Origin of the sequence: Citrobacter sp. BDA59-3 (assembly GCF_015167655.1) — a bacterium.
Classification (GTDB): domain Bacteria; phylum Pseudomonadota; class Gammaproteobacteria; order Enterobacterales; family Enterobacteriaceae; genus Phytobacter; species Phytobacter diazotrophicus.
The window spans coordinates 3,420,947-3,441,164 of the sequence record NZ_CP063427.1; the positions used below are offsets into that span (position 1 = coordinate 3,420,947).

Here is a 20,218-nt window from a genome sequence, read left to right on the forward strand (position 1 = left end):
CCTGGTGGTTCGGGGACCTCTGGCGAGGGTGAATTATCGTTACGCATTGAGTGAGGGTATGCCATGTCAACGATTATTATGGATTTATGCAGTTATACCCGGTTGGGACTAACGGGGTATCTGGCAAGCCGGGGGGTAAAGAAACGAGAAATCAACGACGTAACAACGGTTGATGAACTCGAATCGGCATGTGTGGCGTTACAACCAACGGTGGTGTTTATTAATGAGGACTGCTTCATTCACGATCCTGTCAGCAGTCAGCATATAAAAGAAATCATTACTCAACATCCCCGGACGTTATTTATTGTATTTATGGCAATAGCCAATATTCACTTCGATGAATATTTGTTAGTTCGCAAGAATTTATTGATCAGTTCCAAGTCAATAAAGCCTGAGTCCCTGGACGATATTTTGGCCGACTATCTTAGTAAAGAGAAAAAAAGTATTGGGCATATTAATTTACCCACGCTATCACTGAGCCGGACGGAATCCAGCATGCTTAAAATGTGGATGTCGGGGCAGGATACGATCCAAATATCCGATCAGATGAATATTAAAGCGAAAACGGTATCATCACATAAAGGTAATATAAAAAGGAAAATCAAAACGCATAATAAGCAAGTGATCTATCATGTCGTGCGTCTGACCGACAATGTGACCAGCGGTATCTTTGTGAATATGCGATAAAAATTGAGGGATCACCCTCCGGAACGGAGGGCGAAAAAACTAATCAAGCAATTCAACAAAAACCCCGTCCGGATGACCTTTTTCATTAAAGAACCAGATACCGAGCGGGTAATCATCAAGTGACACCAGGTACATCGTACCTTCATTGAATTCTTCAATAGCCAGCACAACACCCGGACGGCGCGGACCACCGTCCGTCTTGACCGTAACCCGATCGTTTACCTTCATATTCATCCTCCTGTTTCATTTGTGCCAGTGTAGAACAATTCTCAATAACTAGCAGCGCCCGGGCGTTTGGCTGGCTATTTTTTCTACCGACTATACTTATCCGTGGGCCTGACGATGAGGTGAAACGGATGAGTACAGTTAAAGAGTACAGCGACACCGCAAAGCGGGACGTCAATGTCGACGTTGATGCCCTGCTGGCTGCAATAAACGAGATTTGTGAGAGTGAAATCCATCGTGTTGATGACGGCGAGGGTCAGCGCGTTAGCGTCGATGGACGGGATTACCATACCTGGCGTGAACTGGCGGAGGCGTTCGAGCTTGATATTCACGACTTTAGCGTGACAGAAGTGAATCGCTAGAAAGAAAAAATCCCGGTCATGGGGTGGCCGGGATAAAGCTTGCTCTCGCAAGAAGCACTTGAAAATTCGTTACACCAGGGAATCTGATGTAACTGGCACCATATCCTCAAACTTATTGCATGACAAGGTAATATTTCTTTGCTGAATAATTTAGGTGCGTAACATTTTCATCGCGGGCACATCCCTAACCCCCGCACCATGCCGCTTACCTGCTTTTGTTGCGAACTTTTCGCTAAGTGGCCTTACGAATAAATGAGATTTGTCTTACCTGACTGCAAGGAGCAGACCATGCCAACACTTGACGACCCTCTGCTGGTGTTTTCCGATGTTGACGGCACACTCCAGGATAGCCACACCGGCGACTGGCAGCCCGCTGCTGAGTGGCTTGCCCGCCTGCGTGAACATCGTATCCCCCTGATCCTCTGTAGCAGTAAAACTGCCGCCGAAATGCTTGCCGTGCAACGCATGGTGGGCCTGGAAGGGCTGCCCTTTATCGCCGAAAACGGTGCTGTCATTCATCTTGATGAACGCTGGCAGGATCACGAAAACTATCCGCGTATTATTACCGGCTCCTCCCACGACGAGATTGCTAGAGTGCTCATCGAATTGCGCAGCCGTGATGGCTATAAGTTCACGATCTTTAGCGAAATGGATGAACATGTCCTGGCCGATGTCACCGGTCTTACCCCGGCACAAGCCTCGCTGGCCCGCTTACAGGAAGCGTCTGAGACCTTAATCTGGCGGGATAGCGATAAACACATGCAGACTTTCGACGCCGAACTGGCCCAGCTCGGCTTACGTTTTGTGCAGGGGGCGCGGTTCTGGCATGTCCTTGATGAGCGTAGCGGGAAAGATCAGGCCGTTAACTGGTTACTGCGCCAGTATCGCCATTACGATGGGGGCAGTCACGTCACTATAGGTTTGGGCGATGGTCCTAACGATGCCCCTCTGTTGGACACCGTCAATTTCGCGATTGTGGTAAAAGGGCTGAACCGTCAGGGGATCCATTTACAACATGATACGCCAGAGCGGGTATACCACTGCGCCCTTGAAGGCGCAGCGGGGTGGCGTGAAGGCATGGATTATGTGTTGGGTAACGGTGTCACGCCGTCTTCGGCACAAACCTGATTACGGCCGTTATTTTTTGCGTGATACAACCGGCTGTCGGCAACAGACTGGAGATACTCGAAATCATAGTTGCCGCTTTCCAGCGCGCTACTCACGCCGAGTGAAGCGGTAACGCGAATGGTTTTGCTCTTTTGCACAAAAATTTCTTTGCTACTGATACGCTGGCGGATTTTTTCAGCAACGGCGGTTGCATCCGCAAGCGTCGCCCCCGGGAGCAAGACGCAAAACTCTTCGCCCCCGACGCGCCCGGCCACATCCTGCTCGCGAATCGATTTACCAATCAAGCCCGCGGCATACGACAAGACCAAATCTCCCGCCTGATGACCGAACCGATCGTTAACCCGCTTGAAATGGTCGAGGTCGATTTGAATCACCGAGAGCGGGAGATTTTGCGCCGCACACTCAGTTGTCAGCACCTGGGCGCGTTCAAACAACGCGCCGCGATTATTCAGCCGCGTCAATGGGTCATACCAGGCCTGCCATTGCAAGGTATGCTGGAGCTGGAACATATTGCTGACCATCCGGCGGATCACCCCCCAGGAGAGCAGCAGCATGGTGGTAAACAGCAGCCACAATAAAGCCAGGGCGATACTGATACTTCCAAAATCACTGCGCAACCCCTCATTCAAGGTCTGGATACGCAGCACGCTGCCTTCGAAATGTTTCATTCTTTCCCAGCTTACAAACCGCGTCCCCAAACGAAGACCGCCCGCTGTGTCTCTCGCCATCTCCCGTTGCAGTTGCGCATGTTCATCAGGGGAAAATTGCTGGCTCGTCGTTCCGGCGTCTGCGGTAGTGGTTAGCAACGTAAACTGCGCATCATAGAGCTGGTATTCTCCTTTATCCTGACTCTGTCGTGCTTCGGTCAGCAATGCCTTCATTGACGACACGGGAAAACTCATGGATAGCACGCCATACCAGTAGTTTTGAAAATCCAACGGTACACTGGCGGTCACCAGCGAATCGGCAATATTCGGTGTGTGTGCTTCGTCGCTAAACCAGCGTACCCCGCGCAGTTTGTTTTCGCGTTCACTTTGCCCACTAAACCAGGGGCTGGTCAGATGCTGGTAGTACTGCTGTACGATTTCATTGTTGTTCCCGACAGGCAGAGTGGAGATAAAAAAACCGGCCCGGGAGACATAAAGCGCGCGGCGCGGAAACATCGAGGCACTGGAAGAAAAACGGAACAGATAACCGAGCTCCATCGCTGCGGTCAGCTCATTGTGCAACAACGGGTTGTCACGGCTTAGCAAGGCGCTTTGGTCAACAAAATAGTCCGACACGCCATATAACGGCAGCGTCCGGCGGTTATCCAGGCCTATTTGCCAGTAAGGAAGTATCCGCTCCTTTTCGAACTCCGCCTGGATGTTACGCAAAACATCGAAAGCCAGAGGAGTTTGTACCGCAGACTGCATACCATTGCGGAAAAAGAGCAGACGATCGATACCTACCTGCATCTGCCTGTCCAGCACGTTGGCAACGTTATCCAGCGCGTTTCGCTGACTAACGACATAGGCGCCTCTCATCACAATGACTTCACGCCACGTAAGAACCGTAGAACAGACCAGCACAATAACAAAACAGAGATTCACGACCCGGCTGGGAACAAACCAGGTTCTGACAAACGCAAGTCGCGGAGGACTTTTAACGACTTTTTCCTGCCCCACAAAGACTCCCTGAATAAACGCAACGCTGATGCGTTATGCGATCGCCAATGGCAAAAAAATCTGTAAGAAGAAAAACGCCCGGACATGCCGGGCGTTTTAGATGGCTATGCCTCTTCGCAAAGCTTTTGTCCTTCACCAGGAATCAATTCATCTTCCCGAAAGGCTTCACGTTTCACGACGTGACCGTCATACCAGCGGCACTCGACCATTCCACTGGAATAACCGGTGACAATCATGCGCGGCCCACCATTTTTTGCTTTTACTTCATCACTGACCAAAAAGACCATCTTTGCCTCCTGTATCAGGGTGAAACGATTTCACCTTAGACGAAGTTTCAACCTTTTGCGTAGTGGCAAAATCGAGAATTCAGGCATGGGTACCACGCAGCCGTGCAATAAGTTTCACCGCCGACAGTACTATCGCACCGATGATAAAACCCAGGACCAGATTAGCCAGCACAGGGAGCAACGCCGCAACGACGGTATTACTGCCTTGCGCCATATGTTCAATGGCGTGGTGTAACGGCGCGATACCATGAACCACAATGCCACCGCCGACCAGGAACATGGCCAGCGTCCCGACGACTGACAATATTTTCATCAGCCAGGGCGCAATAAATAACAAGCTTTTACCCAACGCCTGCGCCAGTGCTGCCCGTTTTTCTGCCAGCCAGTAACCCATATCATCCAGCTTGACGATAATGCCCACCAGGCCATACACCCCAATCGTGACCAGTACCGCAATTCCGGACAGAATCAGCACCTGATTTAACAGCGGCGCTTCGGCCACAATGCCCAGGGTGATGGCGACAATTTCCGCCGACAGAATAAAATCGGTGCGGATTGCGCCTTTCACTTTATTGCGTTCAAATTCGCGCGGATCTTGTGCGGCCATCGCGTTCAATCGCTGCTCGCGCGCTTCCGGCGTTTCTTTATGCTTACGGGCCTCAAAGGTGTGCAAGACTTTTTCGACACCTTCAAAGCACAGAAATGCCCCGCCAATCATTAATAACGGCGTAACAGCCCAGGGTATAAAGGCGCTTATCAACAGCGCCAGCGGCACCAGAATTACTTTATTGAGCAGTGACCCTTTCGCCACGCTCCAGACGACAGGTAATTCGCGGTTTGCGCGTACGCCCGTAACCTGCTGGGCATTGAGGGAGAGATCGTCTCCCAATACGCCTGCGGTCTTTTTCGCCGCCAGTTTCCCCATCACCGAAATGTCATCCAGCAATGTGGCTATGTCATCAAGTAAAGTTAATAAGCTACTGCCTGCCAAAATGGTCTTCCTTATTGATTGTCTGTGATTTTTTACCGATTCATTCTCTTAGTATGATGTAAAAAGGCGGCAGCGAAAATCCTCCAGAGCAATACAACAAAAATTTAACAGATAAAATACAATTAACCGCTCGCCAGGGCGATAGTTTTGACGTTTACTATATGCTTCCTTTTTATTTCGCTGTGAGGGAGTATGCGTTTCAGGCAGCTTTTACCGCTTATTAGTGCACTTTTCGCGCTGTATATTATTTGGGGTTCCACATACTTTGTTATTCGCATCGGGGTTGAAAGCTGGCCACCGTTTATGATGGCTGGCGTACGCTTCCTGTCTGCCGGCATTTTGTTAATGGCGTTCCTGCTCATTACCGGTCATAAACTTCCCGCTTTACGTCCCCTGCTTAATGCGGCACTGATTGGCGTGTTACTGCTGGCCGTTGGTAACGGTTTTGTTACCGTTGCGGAACATCAGAACGTCCCTTCCGGCATCGCTGCCGTCGTTGTCGCAACTGTTCCGCTCTTTACACTCTGCTTTAGCCACTTTTTTGGTATCCAGACCCGCAAATTAGAATGGATGGGTATTGCTATTGGTCTCGCAGGTATCATCCTGCTGAATAGCGGCGGCAACCTGAGCGGAAATCCATGGGGCGCGCTGATGATCCTCATCGGCTCGTTAAGCTGGGCATTCGGCTCCGTATACGGTTCACGCATTGAATTACCCACCGGTATGATGGCTGGCGCAATCGAAATGCTGGCGGCAGGCATCGTACTGTTAGTCACCTCGGCGCTCAGCGGTGAGCGGATGACCACATTGCCAACGGTGCAGGGCTTTATGGCTGTCGGTTATCTGGCGATTTTCGGTTCAGTGATTGCCATCAATGCCTATATGTATCTGATACGCAATGTCAGCCCCGCTATCGCAACCAGCTATGCCTACGTTAACCCGGTTGTGGCCGTTTTGCTGGGTACCGGTTTTGGCGGCGAGCATCTCTCCAGCATCGAGTGGCTCGCGCTCGGGATTATTATTATGGCTGTCGTACTGGTGACGCTGGGGAAATACCTCTTCCCTGCCCGCACTGTCGTGACCCCTTGTGAAGCGGAAAAGTAGCGTTCATTGATGAATGCCACGTGTGTCGATCTGCGCGGTGTCGCCGCCCCCGCAGATCCACTCTTCAAGCCGCTCGCCTAGCGCATCGTCCGTTAATTTAAGCCGCCCGCGTAACGCACACTCCCAGACAATTAAGACCCGCCACCCCTGTTCATGCAATAGTGCGCTATCGCGCTTGTCACGCACGACATTTTTGCCGATTTTTTCCAGCCAGAATTCAGTTCGCGTCGCGGGAACTTTAAATAAATGGCAGTCGTGGTGATGCCAGAAACAGCCATGGGTAAAAATGACGGCGCGATACTCATCCAGCACAAAATCAGGGCGCCCCGGTAACGCGGCATCCTGGACACGATACGTCAGGCCTAGTGTTTCCAGCAGCGAAGCAAGACGTTTTTCAATTGCTGTGTCACGGGTGGCAATGGCACGCATGTTTTTGCTGCGCGTCGCTTTATCGTGGACATCTGCCATTCGCTCCCCCTCACGCTATCAATCTGGTTGGTGATGACCAAAACGATGTAATACATCTCTGTCCAGCCCATGATAATCACCCTGCAATTCGGCGCTGATTTTCGCCATAAACTGCACCAGATAATCGGCATTATGCTGCGCCAGCGCTCTCCCCTTTTCCGTCTGCATGGTGGCAGGCAACGTCAGCAGCTTGGTCTGAAAATGGTCAAGCGCATAACGTTTATCATTGAGTTCGCGCCCGTCAGCGAAGGGATCGTTGCTATCAAATAGCGCCACCCCCAGGGAACCGGCCACCGCAAAAACGCGCGCCAGCCCAATCGCACCGAGGGCTTCAAGTCTGTCGGCATCCTGGACAATTTTCGCTTCCGGCGTTTGTGGCACGATCCCGGCGCTATAGCTGTGCGCCTCAATAGCGTGGCGTACCGCAGGGTAGCGATCTTCCGGGAAGAGTGGAAAATCCGTGCGCAGGATCGCTGTCGTTTTTTCCGCCGCCATGCGTGAGGCTAAAGACCGCTGCGGATCATTTTTTGCCAGGCTCACAATATCGTGAAAGTAGCAGGCCGTCAGAATCACCAGCCCATCCACCTCCTGGCTCGCCATAAGGTGCTGTGCGGTACGCCAGACCCGGCGAAAATGGGCGACATCATGAGCGGCGTCCGCCTGGGTATAATGTTGCGCGACCCACGCGTCAAAGCGTTGTTGCCATTCAGTTAAGGTCATCGTCACTCCTTCCAGGGAAAGCCGTAACCATAGCACTATTTCATTTCTTAGGCGTCCTTCCTTTAATGGGAGAGCAGACCCTGCAATGCGCCAATATCAGCACCGTTGCACGATCATCACCACTGCAATAACACATATCATTTCACCAAAAATGCGAAACCATCGTATTACACTGGCTGAGCAACCGTTTCAAAAGACTTTATGCCGTATCAAATACCAACCACAGCCTATGTTTATATTGAAAAATTGTTTTTTGCACTTTTTTTGTTCACTTCGATTCATTTTAAAAATAATTAATCACACTCTTATACAACGTACGCAATAAAATTCATTTAAAAGGCCAGTATATTAATCTCACTTCTATGATAGTATTTAACGGCTATCAGCATTGAGTTGCTCAATTTTATCTATCATCCTTGTTTTCAGGGATGTGCCCGGGGGAATACCCCGGGCTTTTTTTTGGCTTTTATATTCACCGATAAAATACAATCCACTTAAACATAAAAACGCAAAATGAAATACACTTCAATTATATTTTTACCCCATTAATAAAAATGGTAAATGCAATAAAATCAATCAAATGAATATATCAAACCACTTTCAATTCACAGAAAAAATACCGCCACCCAAAGAAACATTTTGCAATATTTTAAATAATTCGCTTACATATTTGACGTAAAAATTAATGAACTTAATAGAATAGTATTCAGTTTGTAATTTCGGATGAAATTGCAAATATTCATATAAATTATGATCTCAAGGGAATAGATTATGAAAAGAAAAGTACTGGCGATTTTAGTGCCTGCGTTATTATTTGCAGGCGCAGCAAATGCGGCGGAAATTTATAACAAGAACGGTAATAAAGTCGATTTCTACGGGAAAATGGTCGGCGAACGCATCTGGTCTGACACCGATAAACACAACAGCGAAAACCAAGATACCTCTTACGCCCGTATCGGTATTAAGGGCGAAACCCAGATCAACAGCGAACTCACCGGCTTTGGTCAGTGGGAATACAATATGGATGCGAGCCATCCTGAAGGCGGCCAGGATGAGAGTACACGTCTCGCCTTCGCTGGCCTGAAATTTGGCAACTTTGGTTCTTTCGATTATGGCCGTAATTATGGCGTCGCTTACGATGTAGCGGCATACACCGATATGCTGGTTGAATGGGGTGGTGATTCCTGGGCTTCCGCCGACAACTTTATGAATGGCCGTACCAATGGCGTTGCCACTTACCGTGTCACTGATTTCTTCGGTGAAGTTGAAGGCCTGAATCTGGCGCTGCAATATCAGGGCAAAAACGACAACCGTATCGTAAGAAAACAAAACGGCGACGGCTACAGCATGTCAGCCTCTTATCAGTTCGATGGGTTTGGTTTTGCCGCAACCTACGGTAAAGCAGACCGTACTGACGAGCAGGCTGCTGACCGTAAAGGCGATAATGCTGAGGTCTGGTCCATCGCGGCAAAATACGATGCAAACAATGTTTACGCTGCAATGATGTACGGCGAAACCCGTAACATGACCGTCGAAAAAGACGGCCAGTTTGCTAATAAAACGCAGAACTTCGAAGCCGTTATCCAGTACCAGTTTGATTTCGGTTTGCGCCCTTCTCTCGGTTATGTCTACTCTAAAGGCGATGACCTGAGCCGTCGCGGTAGCTTTAAAGGCGGCGACGCTGCGCGCGTAAACTACATCGAACTCGGTACCTGGTACTACTTCAACAAAAACATGAACGTTTACGCGGCATACCAGTTCAACTTGCTGGATGACACGCGCTACGTTCGTGAAACAGGCACCAATAAAAACGACCAGTTCGCACTGGGTATTGTTTACCAGTTCTAAGCATACTTTTCTTTCAAAGCCCGCCGCGAGCGGGCTTTTTTGTGGCAAAAGCACAGGCCGACCGCATGATATCGCATGCAGTGATAAAATTTACGGGAGTAATGAGAAAAACATCTGTGACAAGAGTCGTTGAAAGCAAAGCGCGTAACTGTTTGAATAGTGGCGGAGAGAGGGGGATTTGAACCCCCGGTAGAGTTGCCCCTACTCCGGTTTTCGAGACCGGTCCGTTCAGCCGCTCCGGCATCTCTCCGTTTCAATGGTTGCCATGATGCCAGGTAATTTGGCATTTTAACAGACCCTGTCCCGTTAATTTGGTTCAAGTGGCGAGTTTGCGAGCAAAGCGATGATTAAGTGGCCCTGGAAAACAAAGGAAGCTTCTCACGGTGCGGAATTCCCATGGGAAGAAGCGTTAAGCATCCCCGTATTAGCGAGCCTTTCTTTAGATGAACAAGAGAAACTGGTTCACCTTGCAGACCGTTTTTTGCAACAAAAGCGGTTGGTTGCCTTGCAAGGTTTCGAGCTGGACGCGCTAAAGAGCGCGCGTATCGGCCTGCTCTTTTGCCTGCCGGTGCTGGAACTCGGCCTTGAATGGCTGGATGGTTTCCATGAAGTGCTCATCTACCCTGCCCCGTTTGTCGTTGACGATGAATGGGAAGACGGTATTGGCCTTGTGCATAGCCAGCGTCTCGTTCAGTCGGGGCAAAGCTGGCAGCAGGGTCCCATTGTCCTGAACTGGCTCGACATCCAGGATTCGTTCGATGCGTCAGGATTCAATCTGATCATCCACGAAGTCGCACACAAACTGGACGCCCGCAATGGCGACAGGGCAAGCGGTATTCCACTTATCCCTATGCGTGAAGTGGCTGGCTGGGAGCACGATCTGCACGCTGCGATGGACAATATTCAGGATGAAATCGACCTGGTAGGGGAAAGCGCTGCAAGTATCGATGCCTATGCGGCAACCGATCCTGCTGAGTGTTTTGCCGTGCTGTCGGAGTATTTTTTCAGCGCACCTGAACTGTTCGCCCCACGTTTCCCGGCGCTATGGCAACGTTTCTGTCATTTCTATGGTCAGGATCCGTTATCGCGTCTGCGCGATCGGCCTTATTCAGCAAATGATCCCGTAAGCCGTGTGCACTAAAAAGGCGATTTGCACTTTAATTCAGCAATTGAATCAGCAGGTTAAATTAGGTATTGACACATATGAACGTGGCAAGTAGTATGCGCCCCGTTCACACGATTCCTCTGTAGTTCAGTCGGTAGAACGGCGGACTGTTAATCCGTATGTCACTGGTTCGAGTCCAGTCAGAGGAGCCAAATTTAGAAAACCCGCTTAAGGCAACTTACGCGGTTTTTTGCTTTTCTGGCCTCACATCCCCTTCTCTGCCAGCGCCTGCAATTCGCCTTTCAGCCAGTCCGTTGCCGCACGCTTACCACTGCGCTTATGCGAATAAATTTTTACCTCAAACGGCGGCACGGCAAAGGGGAGATCAAAAAGCGCTAATTGCGCCGCCAGCTTCATCTTCCCGGCGGCAAAACGCGGAATAGCGAGCAGCAGGTCGCTCTGCTCAATAATGAACGGCGCGCTGAGCATCGAGGGTGTTTTTATCGTCACCTGCCGCGTATACCCCATCCGTTCCAGTTGCAGATCCAAAATACCCTGCTTCTCGTTCCAGGGGGTGACAACCAGATGCCTGGCCGCAAGATAATCTTCGAGCGTGAGCCGCGTGCGCTGGCTGTTACTGATGACGACATACTCATCTTCAAACCAGACAATCTCATCCAGTTCTGGATGCGCCACGTCATCCGGCGCACTGAACCCCAGCGCCAGATCAATCTCACCTGCAAGCAATTCCGTCAACGCCGGGCTATGCGGTAAATAACGCAACTCAAAACGTACTCCTGGCGCAGTCTCCTGTAACCGATTCATTAAGGCCGGAAAGATACAAAATGCGGTGAAATCCGTAATAGCAATCTGAAAACAATCGGTACTACTGACCGCGTCAAACGCAGGTTGTGGCGTCAATTCCTGATTAAGGGACTTCAACGCCGGGGCGATCGCGGGTGCGAGCTGGGTCGCATACACGCTGGGGCACATCCGGTGACCTTCGCGGTAGAAAAGTGGATCGTTCAATGTGACGCGCAGCCGCGACAGCGCATGACTGAGGGCAGACGTACTCATCGCCAGCTCCTCGGCGGCCGCTCTGACGGAACGATGCCGGTAGATAGCGTCAAAAACGGGCAAAAGGTTTAGATCAAGACGTCGCAAAGCATGATGCATAATATTCATCAACCAGTGATTTCATTGCACTTAATTCTTTTAACAATACCCCTTATGCTTAACGCCAGCAATTTGAACCCACGCATAACAGACAGGAAGAGAAATGAGCATCACGATTCGCCAGGCACGCCCAACAGACGCAAATGCAATTTATGACATGATTTATGAACTGGCGGTGTACGAAAAAGCCCCGGAAGAAGTGGTGACCACCCCGGACGAAATTAAGGCCACTCTCTTTGGTGCCGACAGTAAAACTGAAGCGTTAATCTGTGAGATCGACGGTAACGTGGCGGGTTATGCGGTCTTCTTCACCAGCTACTCTACCTGGCTCGGACGCAACGGTATCTATATGGAAGATTTGTACATTTCCCCGGACTATCGCGGCGCAGGGGCAGGCAAAGCCTTACTGAAATACATTGCGCAGTGCGCGGTACAGCGTAAATGTGGTCGTCTGGAATGGAGCGTGCTCGACTGGAACAAACCCGCAATTGATTTCTACCTGAGCATCGGCGCACTGCCACAAAGCGAGTGGGTACGCTATCGTCTTGATGGCGATGCGCTGCTGAAATTTGCGGAGTAACCTGCAACACGCGTATCCCCCGACGGCATCCGTATGCGGGGGACGCTGTTTTCAAATCTGGTAATCAATCACCTCTTCGTCCGGCTCCATCACCTGACGTTTGATATCCTCAACCGATAGCCCTGCATTACAGAGTTCGATAAAGCGCCAGACATAATTGCGCTGCAGTTGACCGCGTTTAAGCCCAAGCCAGACGGTATTGGCATCGAACAGATGACGCGTATCCAGCCGCACCAGCTTGCCCTCTTCGTTCTCCCCGCTCGACTGCTCGGCCACCAGCCCAACCCCCAGCCCCAATTCAACGTAGGTTTTGATGACATCCGAATCCTGCGCGCTGAGCACAATATCCGGCAGCAGCCCCTTGCGACCAAACGCCTCATCAATACGCGAACGTCCGGTGATCCCCTGCCGATAGGTGATAAGCGGCCAACGGCTGATCTCTTCAAGCGTAAGAGGAGAGGTTTGCAATAAGGGATGATCTTTAGGAACCAGCAGGCTGTGGTGCCAGCGGAACCAGGGGAAAGCAGCGAGAGTGCTGTCGTTGCTGAGTCGCTCACTGGCGATGCCAATATCCGCGCCGCCATTGTGCAACAGCGTCTCAATCTCCTGCGGCGTCCCCTGAATCAGCTCAAGACGAACTTCGGGGAACAGCGCGCGGAACGATTTAATCACCGTAGGCAGGCTGTAGCGGGCCTGTGTATGCGTTGTCGCAATCGTCAGCACGCCGGATGTGTCATTCGTGAAAAGGTCAGCGAGGCGGCGCACATTGCTCGCCTCATTGAGAATACGTTCGGCTATCACCAACAGCGCTTTACCCGGCTCGGTCATCCCCAGCAGCCGTTTGCCCCGACGGATGAAAATCTCAATCCCCAGCTCTTCTTCAAGCTCGCGGATATGACGACTCACCCCGGATTGCGATGTATAGAGCATGTTGGCGACTTCGGTCAGATTATAATCCCGGCGCGCCGCTTCCCGGATAATTTTCAGTTGCTGGAAATTCACCCTTCCCTCCAGGGCCATCAGACATGACGCTATTGTTAAAGTCTGAGGCCTGGCAGAACAAATAATAAAAACCAGCATGTTATTCCGTAATGGAATAACGCTTAACTTACCAACTGCAACTCCTGGCTGTCCATCGCCGGGCGGCTTACCAGAGACATAAGAATATCTTTTACCGCCTGTGCCTGCGGCGAGAGCGTACCGCGGGCAGAAACGTTCAGAGAGAGCGGTAAATTCATCGACGGCGTGGTAATACGTGCCATCCAGCCATTCGCCGCACTGCTCAACGAGCGCGCGGCGGATTCCGGCAGCACCGTTACGCCCATACCACTGGCAATCGCCGCCGTGAGGGTGGCGATCGATTCGATTTCGCCGATGATTTTTGCCGTCAGGCGACGCAATGAGAACGCTTCGTCAACCCGCAAACGCACCGCGCTGTAGTCACGTGGCAGGAACAGGTTCATCTCTGCAACGGCTGTCAAATCAACGCTTTGTCCTGGGCAATCGCGCGTACCGACCAGATACAGATCTTCTTTCAGCAGCGGTAAGCTGTTGATGCCGGAACCGGGTGCGCGCTCATACAGCACGGCCATATCGAGTTGACCACTCAGGAGCTTGTCGTTCAGTACCGTACCGCTATTTTCATGCAAATATACGGTCACTTCCGGTAACTCTGAGCGCACCGCCTGCAACAGCGGCATCGTTACAGAAGAGGCTGCCGTGCCCGGCGCAAGACCGATGGAGACCTGTCCACGCAGGCATTGCCCCACGTTGTTCACCGCCAGTTGTGCCTGTTCGCACTGACGCAGGATAGTCCGCGCATGGGCATAGAGGATCTTGCCCGCTTCGGTCGGCGTCACGCCGCGCTTAGTGCGAATCAGCAACTGCTGATCCAGTTCGCCCTCCAGCGTAGCCACCTGCTGGCTCAGCGCGGGCTGCGCGATATGAAGTACCTCAGCGGCCTGAGTCAGGCTGCCGATATCGACGATTTTTACGAAGTATTTCAGGCGTCTTAAGTTCATTTTGCCTCCTGTTCGGAATACCAGTGCCAACGCCGGCAGTCATGTTGTCGGAGGAGTTGCAATATGCTTGCCAGTTTTAGATAAGTCATCTGACCATCGCTAACAGGCTGGATAATAAGAGATTCTGATAACCAGGGGGGATATGATTACTGAAACAGTGGTTTGCCCGATGCCCCATAAGAGACTCCTCTGCCTCATGATGGTGCAAACAAGCAGCAGACTGACTATCTTACAGGCGCATTGTCGAAATAGTCGACAAACAGAACGAGAAAGGTATTGCAGCCTTTGACAAGGCGATCAGGCATCGTTAATATGCGCCCCGTTCACACGATTCCTCTGTAGTTCAGTCGGTAGAACGGCGGACTGTTAATCCGTATGTCACTGGTTCGAGTCCAGTCAGAGGAGCCAAATTTGAAAACCCGCTTAAGGCAACTTAAGCGGGTTTTTGCTTTCCAGCGCAGCGCACGCCGTTCATTCGACAAATCCGCAGTGGGCACTTATTCTTTTCTAAGGTTTTACCGGAACATGCCGATGATACTGTGAGGCTTTGTCCTCGCACTGTTAGATTTTTTGTTTGTTAACAATAGGATGATCGAAATGGATACATTGCAAATCGCATCATTATCGACCAGTCTCAGTGCTTATAACCTCCAGAACCAGGTCAGCACCATTGTCCTGAGAAAAGCGCTGGATAACCAGGAGGCAACGGCAACCGGTATCATTAATCAGATACCTCAGGTGCCGGCAAATCCGTCAATTGGTCGTCACGTGAATACCACCGCATAAGCAAGTTTGCCCAATTACGCTTGCGTTTATTGGGCATTCCTGAGTACCTATGCTGCCAGGCCCGCCCAGATGCGGGCTTTTTTATCTGCGATTTACAACCGTTCTTTACTCAAACCAGCGCTGTGCGCGGACTCGCTGATGTTCACTGGCATCCCGGAGCGGCGTTCAAGCACCTCAGCCGCCCTCAACGCATCCACGCCCTCGCCTTTAATGACGGCATGTAACGCTGGCGTCAGAGGCAACGGCACTTTATTGGTGGATTCAAACTCGGCGCGATTGCGCGATAGCGGTTCGTGGACTTCAACCCAGCGGCTGCCATCCGGCTCTACGGTCGCTTTCACCGGCTGGTCAATCAACTGCACACGGGTGCCCACCGGCACATTATCGAAGAGATATTTGATGTCATCATTCCGCAGGCGAATGCAGCCCTGGCTGACGCGCAGCCCGATACCGAAATTGGCGTTGGTCCCGTGGATGGCATACAGCTTGCCGATATAAATAGCATACAGCCCCATCGGATTATCCGGCCCGGCAGGCACCATCGCCGGCAGGGTTTTCCCCTCTTTGGCATATTCGCGACGGGTGTTCGGCGTAGGAGACCAGGTGGGGCCTTCCTGCTTACGTTCAACAGCAGTAACCCAGTTACGTGGCGTTTCGCGTCCGGCCTGACCAATGCCAATAGGCAGGATCTCAACGGTATTGCTGTCTTTGGGATAGTAGTAAAGGCGCATTTCAGCGACATTCACTACGATGCCCTGACGCACCGTGTCGGGCAAAATGATCTGCTGCGGCACAATCAGTTCGGAACCCGCTTTTGGCAGGAAAGGATCAACACCGGGATTGGCCTCCAGCATATTGCTCAACCCCTGGCCGTACTGCGCGGCAAAGGCCTCCAGCGGCAGCGTATTACCCTGCGGCACGGTGACGACCTGCACGCTGCCGACCAGGCGGCTTCCCTCCGGCGGCAATGGGTAACTCACCGCCAGCACGCTCTGACTGGCGAGTAAAATAAAAAGGCCATAAAACAATTTAATACGACGCATGATTTCCTTTCCTCAGACGCGACAGGCGTAGCCTAATCATAGTCTTTTTTGTCCCTGTCTCGCTAATGCTCACGGGTTATACAACAAACGCGTAATATGACCCATCAGGCAGTTCGATATCAAGACGGAGCTTACTGCCAGTGGCTTCAACGTAGCGTTTAAGCGTCGACAGTTTTACATCGCGACCGGGCTTTTCCATTCCCGCCACCGTAGGCTGCCGTATCCCCAGTGCATGCGCCATTTCCACCTGCGTTTTTTGCACTTTCTCACGCAGTTCGGCCAGGTGAATGTTCAGGAGAGTCTCAGTCGCCATCGACTCAGCCTGCGCCACAACCTCTGGTTTTTCATCCGCAAGCAGTTGTTCCAGTGTTCTGCCCATATTTACTCCCCTTTCTCTGTTTTTTTCAGATAGTTTGCATATTCCTGCTCAGCTCGCGGAATCATCTCGGCGTAGAAACATTTTTCATTTCCAGCTTTACTTCCTGCACACAGCACAATAGTCGCAAAGTGATAATCTGCAATGTGAAAGAAAATCAGGAGAAGCGCACTTAATCGCAGCCAAAACCGGAAGCAAGGTTCCAGACTTTCTTCATGTACCGTAAAGCCCTTCCCCTCGCTTCGCTTGCTAAGCATTCCGATTGCGCGTAGGCTTGCGACAATTAAAACCAATCGGTCTAAATTATGAGTAACGAAACGGTCGTTGCGCAAAAACCCCGGCGTGGCAGGCCTCCAAAGGTCGAACGCGCCTTTACTGACACCCGCCAGGAATTGATTCGTTCTGGTCTGGCGGTGCTGACGGAGACGGGATATTTGTCGGCGGGTATCGATGCGGTCATTAAAAATATCGCCGTACCGAAGGGATCGTTTTACCACTGCTTTAAGAGCAAACAGGAATTTGGCATGGCGGTGCTTGCAGCCTACGGTTCCTTTTTTGCCCATAAATTAGACAAATTCCTGCTTGATGGCACCCTGCCGCCGCTTGAGCGGATGGCCGCGTTTGTGCTTCATGCGGGTCAGGGGATGGCGAAATATCAGTTTCGCCGCGGTTGTCTTGTTGGCAACCTGCTACAGGAGTCCCCCCTCTTACCCGAAGCGTTCCCCCAACGATTAAAAGCGATCCTCGAAGAGTGGGAAACGCGCGTCGCCCGTTGCTTTACCGAGGCGCAAGCGCAAGGCGTTATCCCGCAGGATGCTTCGCCGGAAAAACTGGCGCGGGTGTTCTGGTCCGGCTGGGAAGGCGCCGTGATGCGCGCCAAACTGTTCCAGTCTGCCGACCCGCTCAATCAGTACTGGGAATTCTTTTTGTACAGCATTACTCAAAAATAACACCTGCACAGGACGGCCCTGCGCCGAAAACCACAGTCAGACGAGGAAAACTCAGTCATGAAAGCTTTAGTTCTGGAACAGATTGAAAACAAAACCCTGGCAGCCGTGAAAGATATCGCTCTGCCCGCCCTCGCCGATGGCGATGTGCTGGTCGACATCGACTGGTCCAGCCTTAATTACAAAGACGCGCTGGCGATCACCGGCAAAGGGAAGATCGTTCGTCAGTTCCCGATGGTACCAGGTATCGATTTCTCCGGTCGCGTCAGCGAAAGCCGCGATCCGCGCTTTGTTCCCGGCCAGTCGGTGATCCTCACCGGCTGGGGCGTGGGTGAAAACCACTGGGGCGGTCTGGCCGCACAGGCGTGTGTAAAAGGCGACTGGCTGGTTTCTCTGCCAGACGCGCTCAGCGCCCGCAACGCAATGATTATCGGTACCGCAGGTTTTACCGCCATGCTCTGCGTGGATGCGCTGGTTGAAGCTGGCGTGAAACCGGAAAGCGGTAAAGTGCTGGTCACCGGGGCCAGCGGCGGCGTTGGCAGTACCGCCGTTGTGCTATTGAAAGCGCTGGGTTACACCGTTGTCGCGGTCTCTGGCCGTGAATCCACCCACAACTTCCTGCGCCAGTTAGGTGCCGATGAAATTCTGCCGCGCAGCGATTTCGAAGAGACCCGTCCGCTGGAAAAACAGCTATGGGCCGGTGCCGTCGATACCGTCGGCAGTAAAGTGCTGGCAAAAGTACTGGCACAGACAAACTACCGTGGCTGCGTTGCCGCCTGCGGCCTGGCGGGTGGCTTCGATCTGCCCACCACCGTGATGCCGTTTATTCTGCGTAACGTCCGCCTGCAGGGTGTGGACTCCGTGATGGTACCGACCGCTGAACGCGCTGCGGTCTGGGCGCGTCTGGCCAGTCTGTTGCCGGAGAGCTACTACCAGCAGGCGTCCACTGAAATCGGTCTGGAGCAGGCTCCGGCGTTTGCCGCCGATTTCCTGAGTAACAAGATTCAGGGCCGTACGCTGGTGAAAATCAACGGCTAACTGTTACCCCGGCGCGCCCTGTCGCGCCGGCTTCTCGCCATACGCCCCATTATCATTAGATTTGCGCACTCAATGCGCGGCAAGGGTGTTGCAGGCAGGCATCCTCCGAAACCCATCATCCGGAGTTATTGTTTCATAAAGCTGTGACATACTATCGTCTACAGCCGTACACCTGTGAAACAAGGAGTTAATGATGAATAAAAAGGGTGCACATCTGACCCCGGAACAGGCACTGGATCAACTGGAAGCCCTGTATGAGCAGTCAGTGTCGAACCTGCGTGCAGCCATCAGCCGTTATATCGAGGATGGCACGCTACCCACGCATGAAGCACGCGCCAACGGCCTTTTCGTCTACCCTGAGCTGTCGGTAAGTTGGGATGGCAGCGCCACCAACCCACCGAAAACCCGCGCTTACGCCCGTTTCACCCACTCTGGCTGTTACACCACCACCGTCACCCGCCCCGCCCTGTTTCGCAGCTATTTACACGAACAACTCACGCTGCTGTGCCAGGACTATGGCGCACATATTGAAGTAGGGCTATCAGCACATGAGATCCCGTATCCGTATGTTATTGACGGCTCGGAACTGACGCTGGACCGTTCAATGAGCGCCGGGTTGACCCGCCATTTCCCCACCACCGAACTGGCGCAAATTGGCGATGAAACCGCCGACGGTCTGTTCCATCCTACCGAGTTCTATCCGCTGTCGCATTTCGATGCCCGCCGCGTGGATTTCTCACTGGCCCGTCTGCGCCACTACACCGGTACTCCGGTGGAGCACTTCCAGCCGTTCGTGCTGTTCACCAACTACACCCGCTACGTAGACGAGTTTGTCCGTTGGGGATGCAGCCAGATTCTGGACCCGGAAAGCCCCTATGTTGCCCTCTCCTGTGCGGGTGGCCACTGGGTCACCGCTGATACCGATGCCCCGGAAGAGGCCATCTCCGATCTGGCGTGGAAAAAACACCAGATGCCGGCCTGGCATCTCATCACCGCCGACGGTCAGGGCATCACCCTGATTAACATCGGCGTCGGTCCGTCAAACGCGAAAACCATTTGTGACCACCTTGCGGTGTTGCGCCCGGATGTATGGATGATGATTGGCCACTGCGGCGGCCTGCGTGAAAGCCAGTCGATTGGCGACTATGTGCTGGCGCATGCTTATCTGCGAGATGATCACGTACTGGATGCCGTACTGCCCCCGGATATCCCCATTCCGAGTATCGCCGAGGTGCAGCGCGCGCTGTACGATGCCACCAAAGAGGTGAGCGGCATGCCCGGCGAAGAAGTCAAACAGCGCCTGCGTACCGGCACCGTGGTCACTACTGATGACCGTAACTGGGAGCTGCGTTATTCCGCGTCGGCGCTGCGTTTTAACCTGAGTCGCGCGGTGGCTATCGACATGGAAAGCGCCACCATTGCCGCCCAGGGCTACCGCTTTCGCGTGCCGTACGGCACACTGCTGTGTGTCTCTGATAAACCGCTGCACGGCGAAATCAAGCTGCCGGGCCAGGCCAACCGTTTTTATGAAGGGGCGATTTCCGAACATCTGCAGATTGGTATTCGCGCCATTGACCTGCTGCGGGCAGAAGGTGATCGGTTACATTCACGTAAACTGCGCACCTTTAACGAACCCCCGTTCCGCTAACAATAAGGAAG

General features: G+C 52.2%; 21 protein-coding genes, 3 tRNA genes and 1 pseudogene. 13 read left to right on the top strand and 12 right to left on the bottom strand.

What is annotated here, in order from left to right:
* Positions 1-63: 63 nt before the first annotated feature.
* The gene (gene rcsA / locus IP582_RS16175) at positions 64-687 is read left to right on the top strand and encodes a transcriptional regulator RcsA (protein ID WP_041851838.1); all 624 of its coding nucleotides are present in this window, start codon (positions 64-66) and stop codon (positions 685-687) included.
* A 39-nt stretch (positions 688-726) separates the two neighbouring features.
* Here rcsA and dsrB read toward each other — a convergent pair whose 3' ends face one another.
* Complete coding sequence (gene dsrB / locus IP582_RS16180) at positions 727-915, bottom strand: protein DsrB (RefSeq protein ID WP_041851839.1); 189 nt, start codon at positions 913-915, stop codon at positions 727-729.
* Between the two features lie 128 nt (positions 916-1,043).
* On the opposite strand from dsrB, the gene yodD reads away from it, so the two are divergent.
* A complete protein-coding gene (gene yodD / locus IP582_RS16185; RefSeq protein ID WP_041851840.1) occupies positions 1,044-1,274 on the top strand; it encodes a YodD family peroxide/acid resistance protein in 231 nt (76 codons plus the stop codon).
* 288 nt (positions 1,275-1,562) lie between these two features.
* Positions 1,563-2,402 carry a mannosyl-3-phosphoglycerate phosphatase-related protein gene (locus IP582_RS16190; RefSeq protein WP_193793807.1) on the top strand — a complete coding sequence of 280 codons (840 nt, stop codon included), beginning with the start codon at positions 1,563-1,565 and terminating at the stop codon, positions 2,400-2,402.
* On the opposite strand, the gene dgcQ is transcribed toward IP582_RS16190, so the two are convergent.
* The 3 genes from dgcQ to IP582_RS16205 all read right to left on the bottom strand — a co-directional run bounded on the left by dgcQ (position 2,357) and on the right by IP582_RS16205 (position 5,347).
* Complete coding sequence (gene dgcQ, locus IP582_RS16195; RefSeq protein WP_193793808.1) at positions 2,357-4,069, bottom strand: cellulose biosynthesis regulator diguanylate cyclase DgcQ; 1,713 nt, start codon at positions 4,067-4,069, stop codon at positions 2,357-2,359. The genes IP582_RS16190 and dgcQ overlap by 46 nt on opposite strands.
* A 104-nt stretch (positions 4,070-4,173) precedes the next feature.
* Positions 4,174-4,356, bottom strand: a complete 183-nt coding sequence (locus tag IP582_RS16200) for a YodC family protein (RefSeq protein WP_193793809.1) — start codon at positions 4,354-4,356, stop codon at positions 4,174-4,176.
* 79 nt (positions 4,357-4,435) lie between these two features.
* On the bottom strand, positions 4,436-5,347 hold the full coding sequence (locus IP582_RS16205; RefSeq protein WP_193793810.1) for a DUF808 domain-containing protein: 912 nt from the start codon (positions 5,345-5,347) through the stop codon (positions 4,436-4,438).
* A 192-nt stretch (positions 5,348-5,539) separates the two neighbouring features.
* On the opposite strand from IP582_RS16205, the gene yedA reads away from it, so the two are divergent.
* Complete coding sequence (gene yedA, locus IP582_RS16210; RefSeq protein WP_193793811.1) at positions 5,540-6,451, top strand: drug/metabolite exporter YedA; 912 nt, start codon at positions 5,540-5,542, stop codon at positions 6,449-6,451.
* Positions 6,452-6,454: 3 nt separating this feature from the next.
* On the opposite strand, the gene IP582_RS16215 is transcribed toward yedA, so the two are convergent.
* Both IP582_RS16215 and IP582_RS16220 read right to left on the bottom strand, forming a co-directional pair.
* Positions 6,455-6,919, bottom strand: a complete 465-nt coding sequence (locus IP582_RS16215; RefSeq protein ID WP_193793812.1) for a very short patch repair endonuclease — start codon at positions 6,917-6,919, stop codon at positions 6,455-6,457.
* A gap of 18 nt (positions 6,920-6,937) precedes the next feature.
* Positions 6,938-7,639: a phosphohydrolase gene (locus IP582_RS16220; RefSeq protein WP_193793813.1), complete on the bottom strand. Its 702-nt coding sequence runs from the start codon at positions 7,637-7,639 to the stop codon at positions 6,938-6,940.
* A gap of 771 nt (positions 7,640-8,410) precedes the next feature.
* On the opposite strand from IP582_RS16220, the gene IP582_RS16225 reads away from it, so the two are divergent.
* Positions 8,411-9,487, top strand: a complete 1,077-nt coding sequence (locus tag IP582_RS16225; RefSeq protein WP_193793814.1) for a porin — start codon at positions 8,411-8,413, stop codon at positions 9,485-9,487.
* A gap of 160 nt (positions 9,488-9,647) precedes the next feature.
* Here the strand turns inward: IP582_RS16225 and IP582_RS16230 are convergent.
* Positions 9,648-9,737: transfer RNA gene (locus IP582_RS16230), tRNA-Ser, on the bottom strand.
* A gap of 93 nt (positions 9,738-9,830) precedes the next feature.
* On the opposite strand from IP582_RS16230, the gene mtfA reads away from it, so the two are divergent.
* Complete coding sequence (gene mtfA / locus IP582_RS16235; RefSeq protein WP_041851849.1) at positions 9,831-10,628, top strand: DgsA anti-repressor MtfA; 798 nt, start codon at positions 9,831-9,833, stop codon at positions 10,626-10,628.
* Positions 10,629-10,728: 100 nt separating this feature from the next.
* Positions 10,729-10,804: transfer RNA gene (locus IP582_RS16240), tRNA-Asn, on the top strand.
* 52 nt (positions 10,805-10,856) lie between these two features.
* Here IP582_RS16240 and IP582_RS16245 read toward each other — a convergent pair.
* The gene (locus tag IP582_RS16245; protein WP_193793815.1) at positions 10,857-11,780 is read right to left on the bottom strand and encodes a LysR family transcriptional regulator; all 924 of its coding nucleotides are present in this window, start codon (positions 11,778-11,780) and stop codon (positions 10,857-10,859) included.
* Positions 11,781-11,871: 91 nt separating this feature from the next.
* Between IP582_RS16245 and IP582_RS16250 the strand changes: the two genes are divergently transcribed.
* Positions 11,872-12,348, top strand: a complete 477-nt coding sequence (locus IP582_RS16250; RefSeq protein ID WP_071196365.1) for a GNAT family N-acetyltransferase — start codon at positions 11,872-11,874, stop codon at positions 12,346-12,348.
* 51 nt (positions 12,349-12,399) lie between these two features.
* Here the strand turns inward: IP582_RS16250 and cbl are convergent, their stop codons facing one another.
* Complete coding sequence (gene cbl, locus IP582_RS16255; RefSeq protein ID WP_041851852.1) at positions 12,400-13,350, bottom strand: HTH-type transcriptional regulator Cbl; 951 nt, start codon at positions 13,348-13,350, stop codon at positions 12,400-12,402.
* A 101-nt stretch (positions 13,351-13,451) separates the two neighbouring features.
* Complete coding sequence (nac, locus tag IP582_RS16260) at positions 13,452-14,369, bottom strand: nitrogen assimilation transcriptional regulator NAC (protein ID WP_041851853.1); 918 nt, start codon at positions 14,367-14,369, stop codon at positions 13,452-13,454.
* A 332-nt stretch (positions 14,370-14,701) separates the two neighbouring features.
* Between nac and IP582_RS16265 the strand changes: the two genes are divergently transcribed.
* Both IP582_RS16265 and IP582_RS16270 read left to right on the top strand, forming a co-directional pair.
* Positions 14,702-14,777: transfer RNA gene (locus IP582_RS16265), tRNA-Asn, on the top strand.
* Between the two features lie 189 nt (positions 14,778-14,966).
* Entirely contained in the window at positions 14,967-15,155 is a 189-nt protein-coding gene (locus IP582_RS16270) for a YjfB family protein (protein WP_041851854.1), read from the top strand.
* 92 nt (positions 15,156-15,247) lie between these two features.
* On the opposite strand, the gene ldtA is transcribed toward IP582_RS16270, so the two are convergent.
* Together ldtA and IP582_RS16280 are read right to left on the bottom strand one after the other, a co-directional pair.
* Positions 15,248-16,198, bottom strand: coding sequence for a L,D-transpeptidase (gene ldtA / locus IP582_RS16275; protein WP_041851855.1), 951 nt, complete (start codon positions 16,196-16,198; stop codon positions 15,248-15,250).
* Between the two features lie 76 nt (positions 16,199-16,274).
* On the bottom strand, positions 16,275-16,577 hold the full coding sequence (locus tag IP582_RS16280) for a helix-turn-helix domain-containing protein (RefSeq protein ID WP_193793816.1): 303 nt from the start codon (positions 16,575-16,577) through the stop codon (positions 16,275-16,277).
* A gap of 302 nt (positions 16,578-16,879) precedes the next feature.
* Between IP582_RS16280 and IP582_RS16285 the strand changes: the two are divergent.
* The 3 genes and pseudogenes from IP582_RS16285 (at position 16,880) to IP582_RS16295 (ending at position 20,207) form a co-directional block, all read left to right on the top strand.
* Positions 16,880-17,585, top strand: a pseudogene (locus tag IP582_RS16285) (TetR family transcriptional regulator C-terminal domain-containing protein).
* Complete coding sequence (locus IP582_RS16290) at positions 17,582-18,559, top strand: MDR family oxidoreductase (RefSeq protein ID WP_041851858.1); 978 nt, start codon at positions 17,582-17,584, stop codon at positions 18,557-18,559. The pseudogene IP582_RS16285 and the gene IP582_RS16290 overlap by 4 nt, the downstream one beginning before the upstream one ends.
* Positions 18,560-18,752: 193 nt before the next feature.
* A complete protein-coding gene (locus IP582_RS16295; RefSeq protein WP_193796295.1) occupies positions 18,753-20,207 on the top strand; it encodes an AMP nucleosidase in 1,455 nt (484 codons plus the stop codon).
* Positions 20,208-20,218 lie beyond the last annotated feature (11 nt).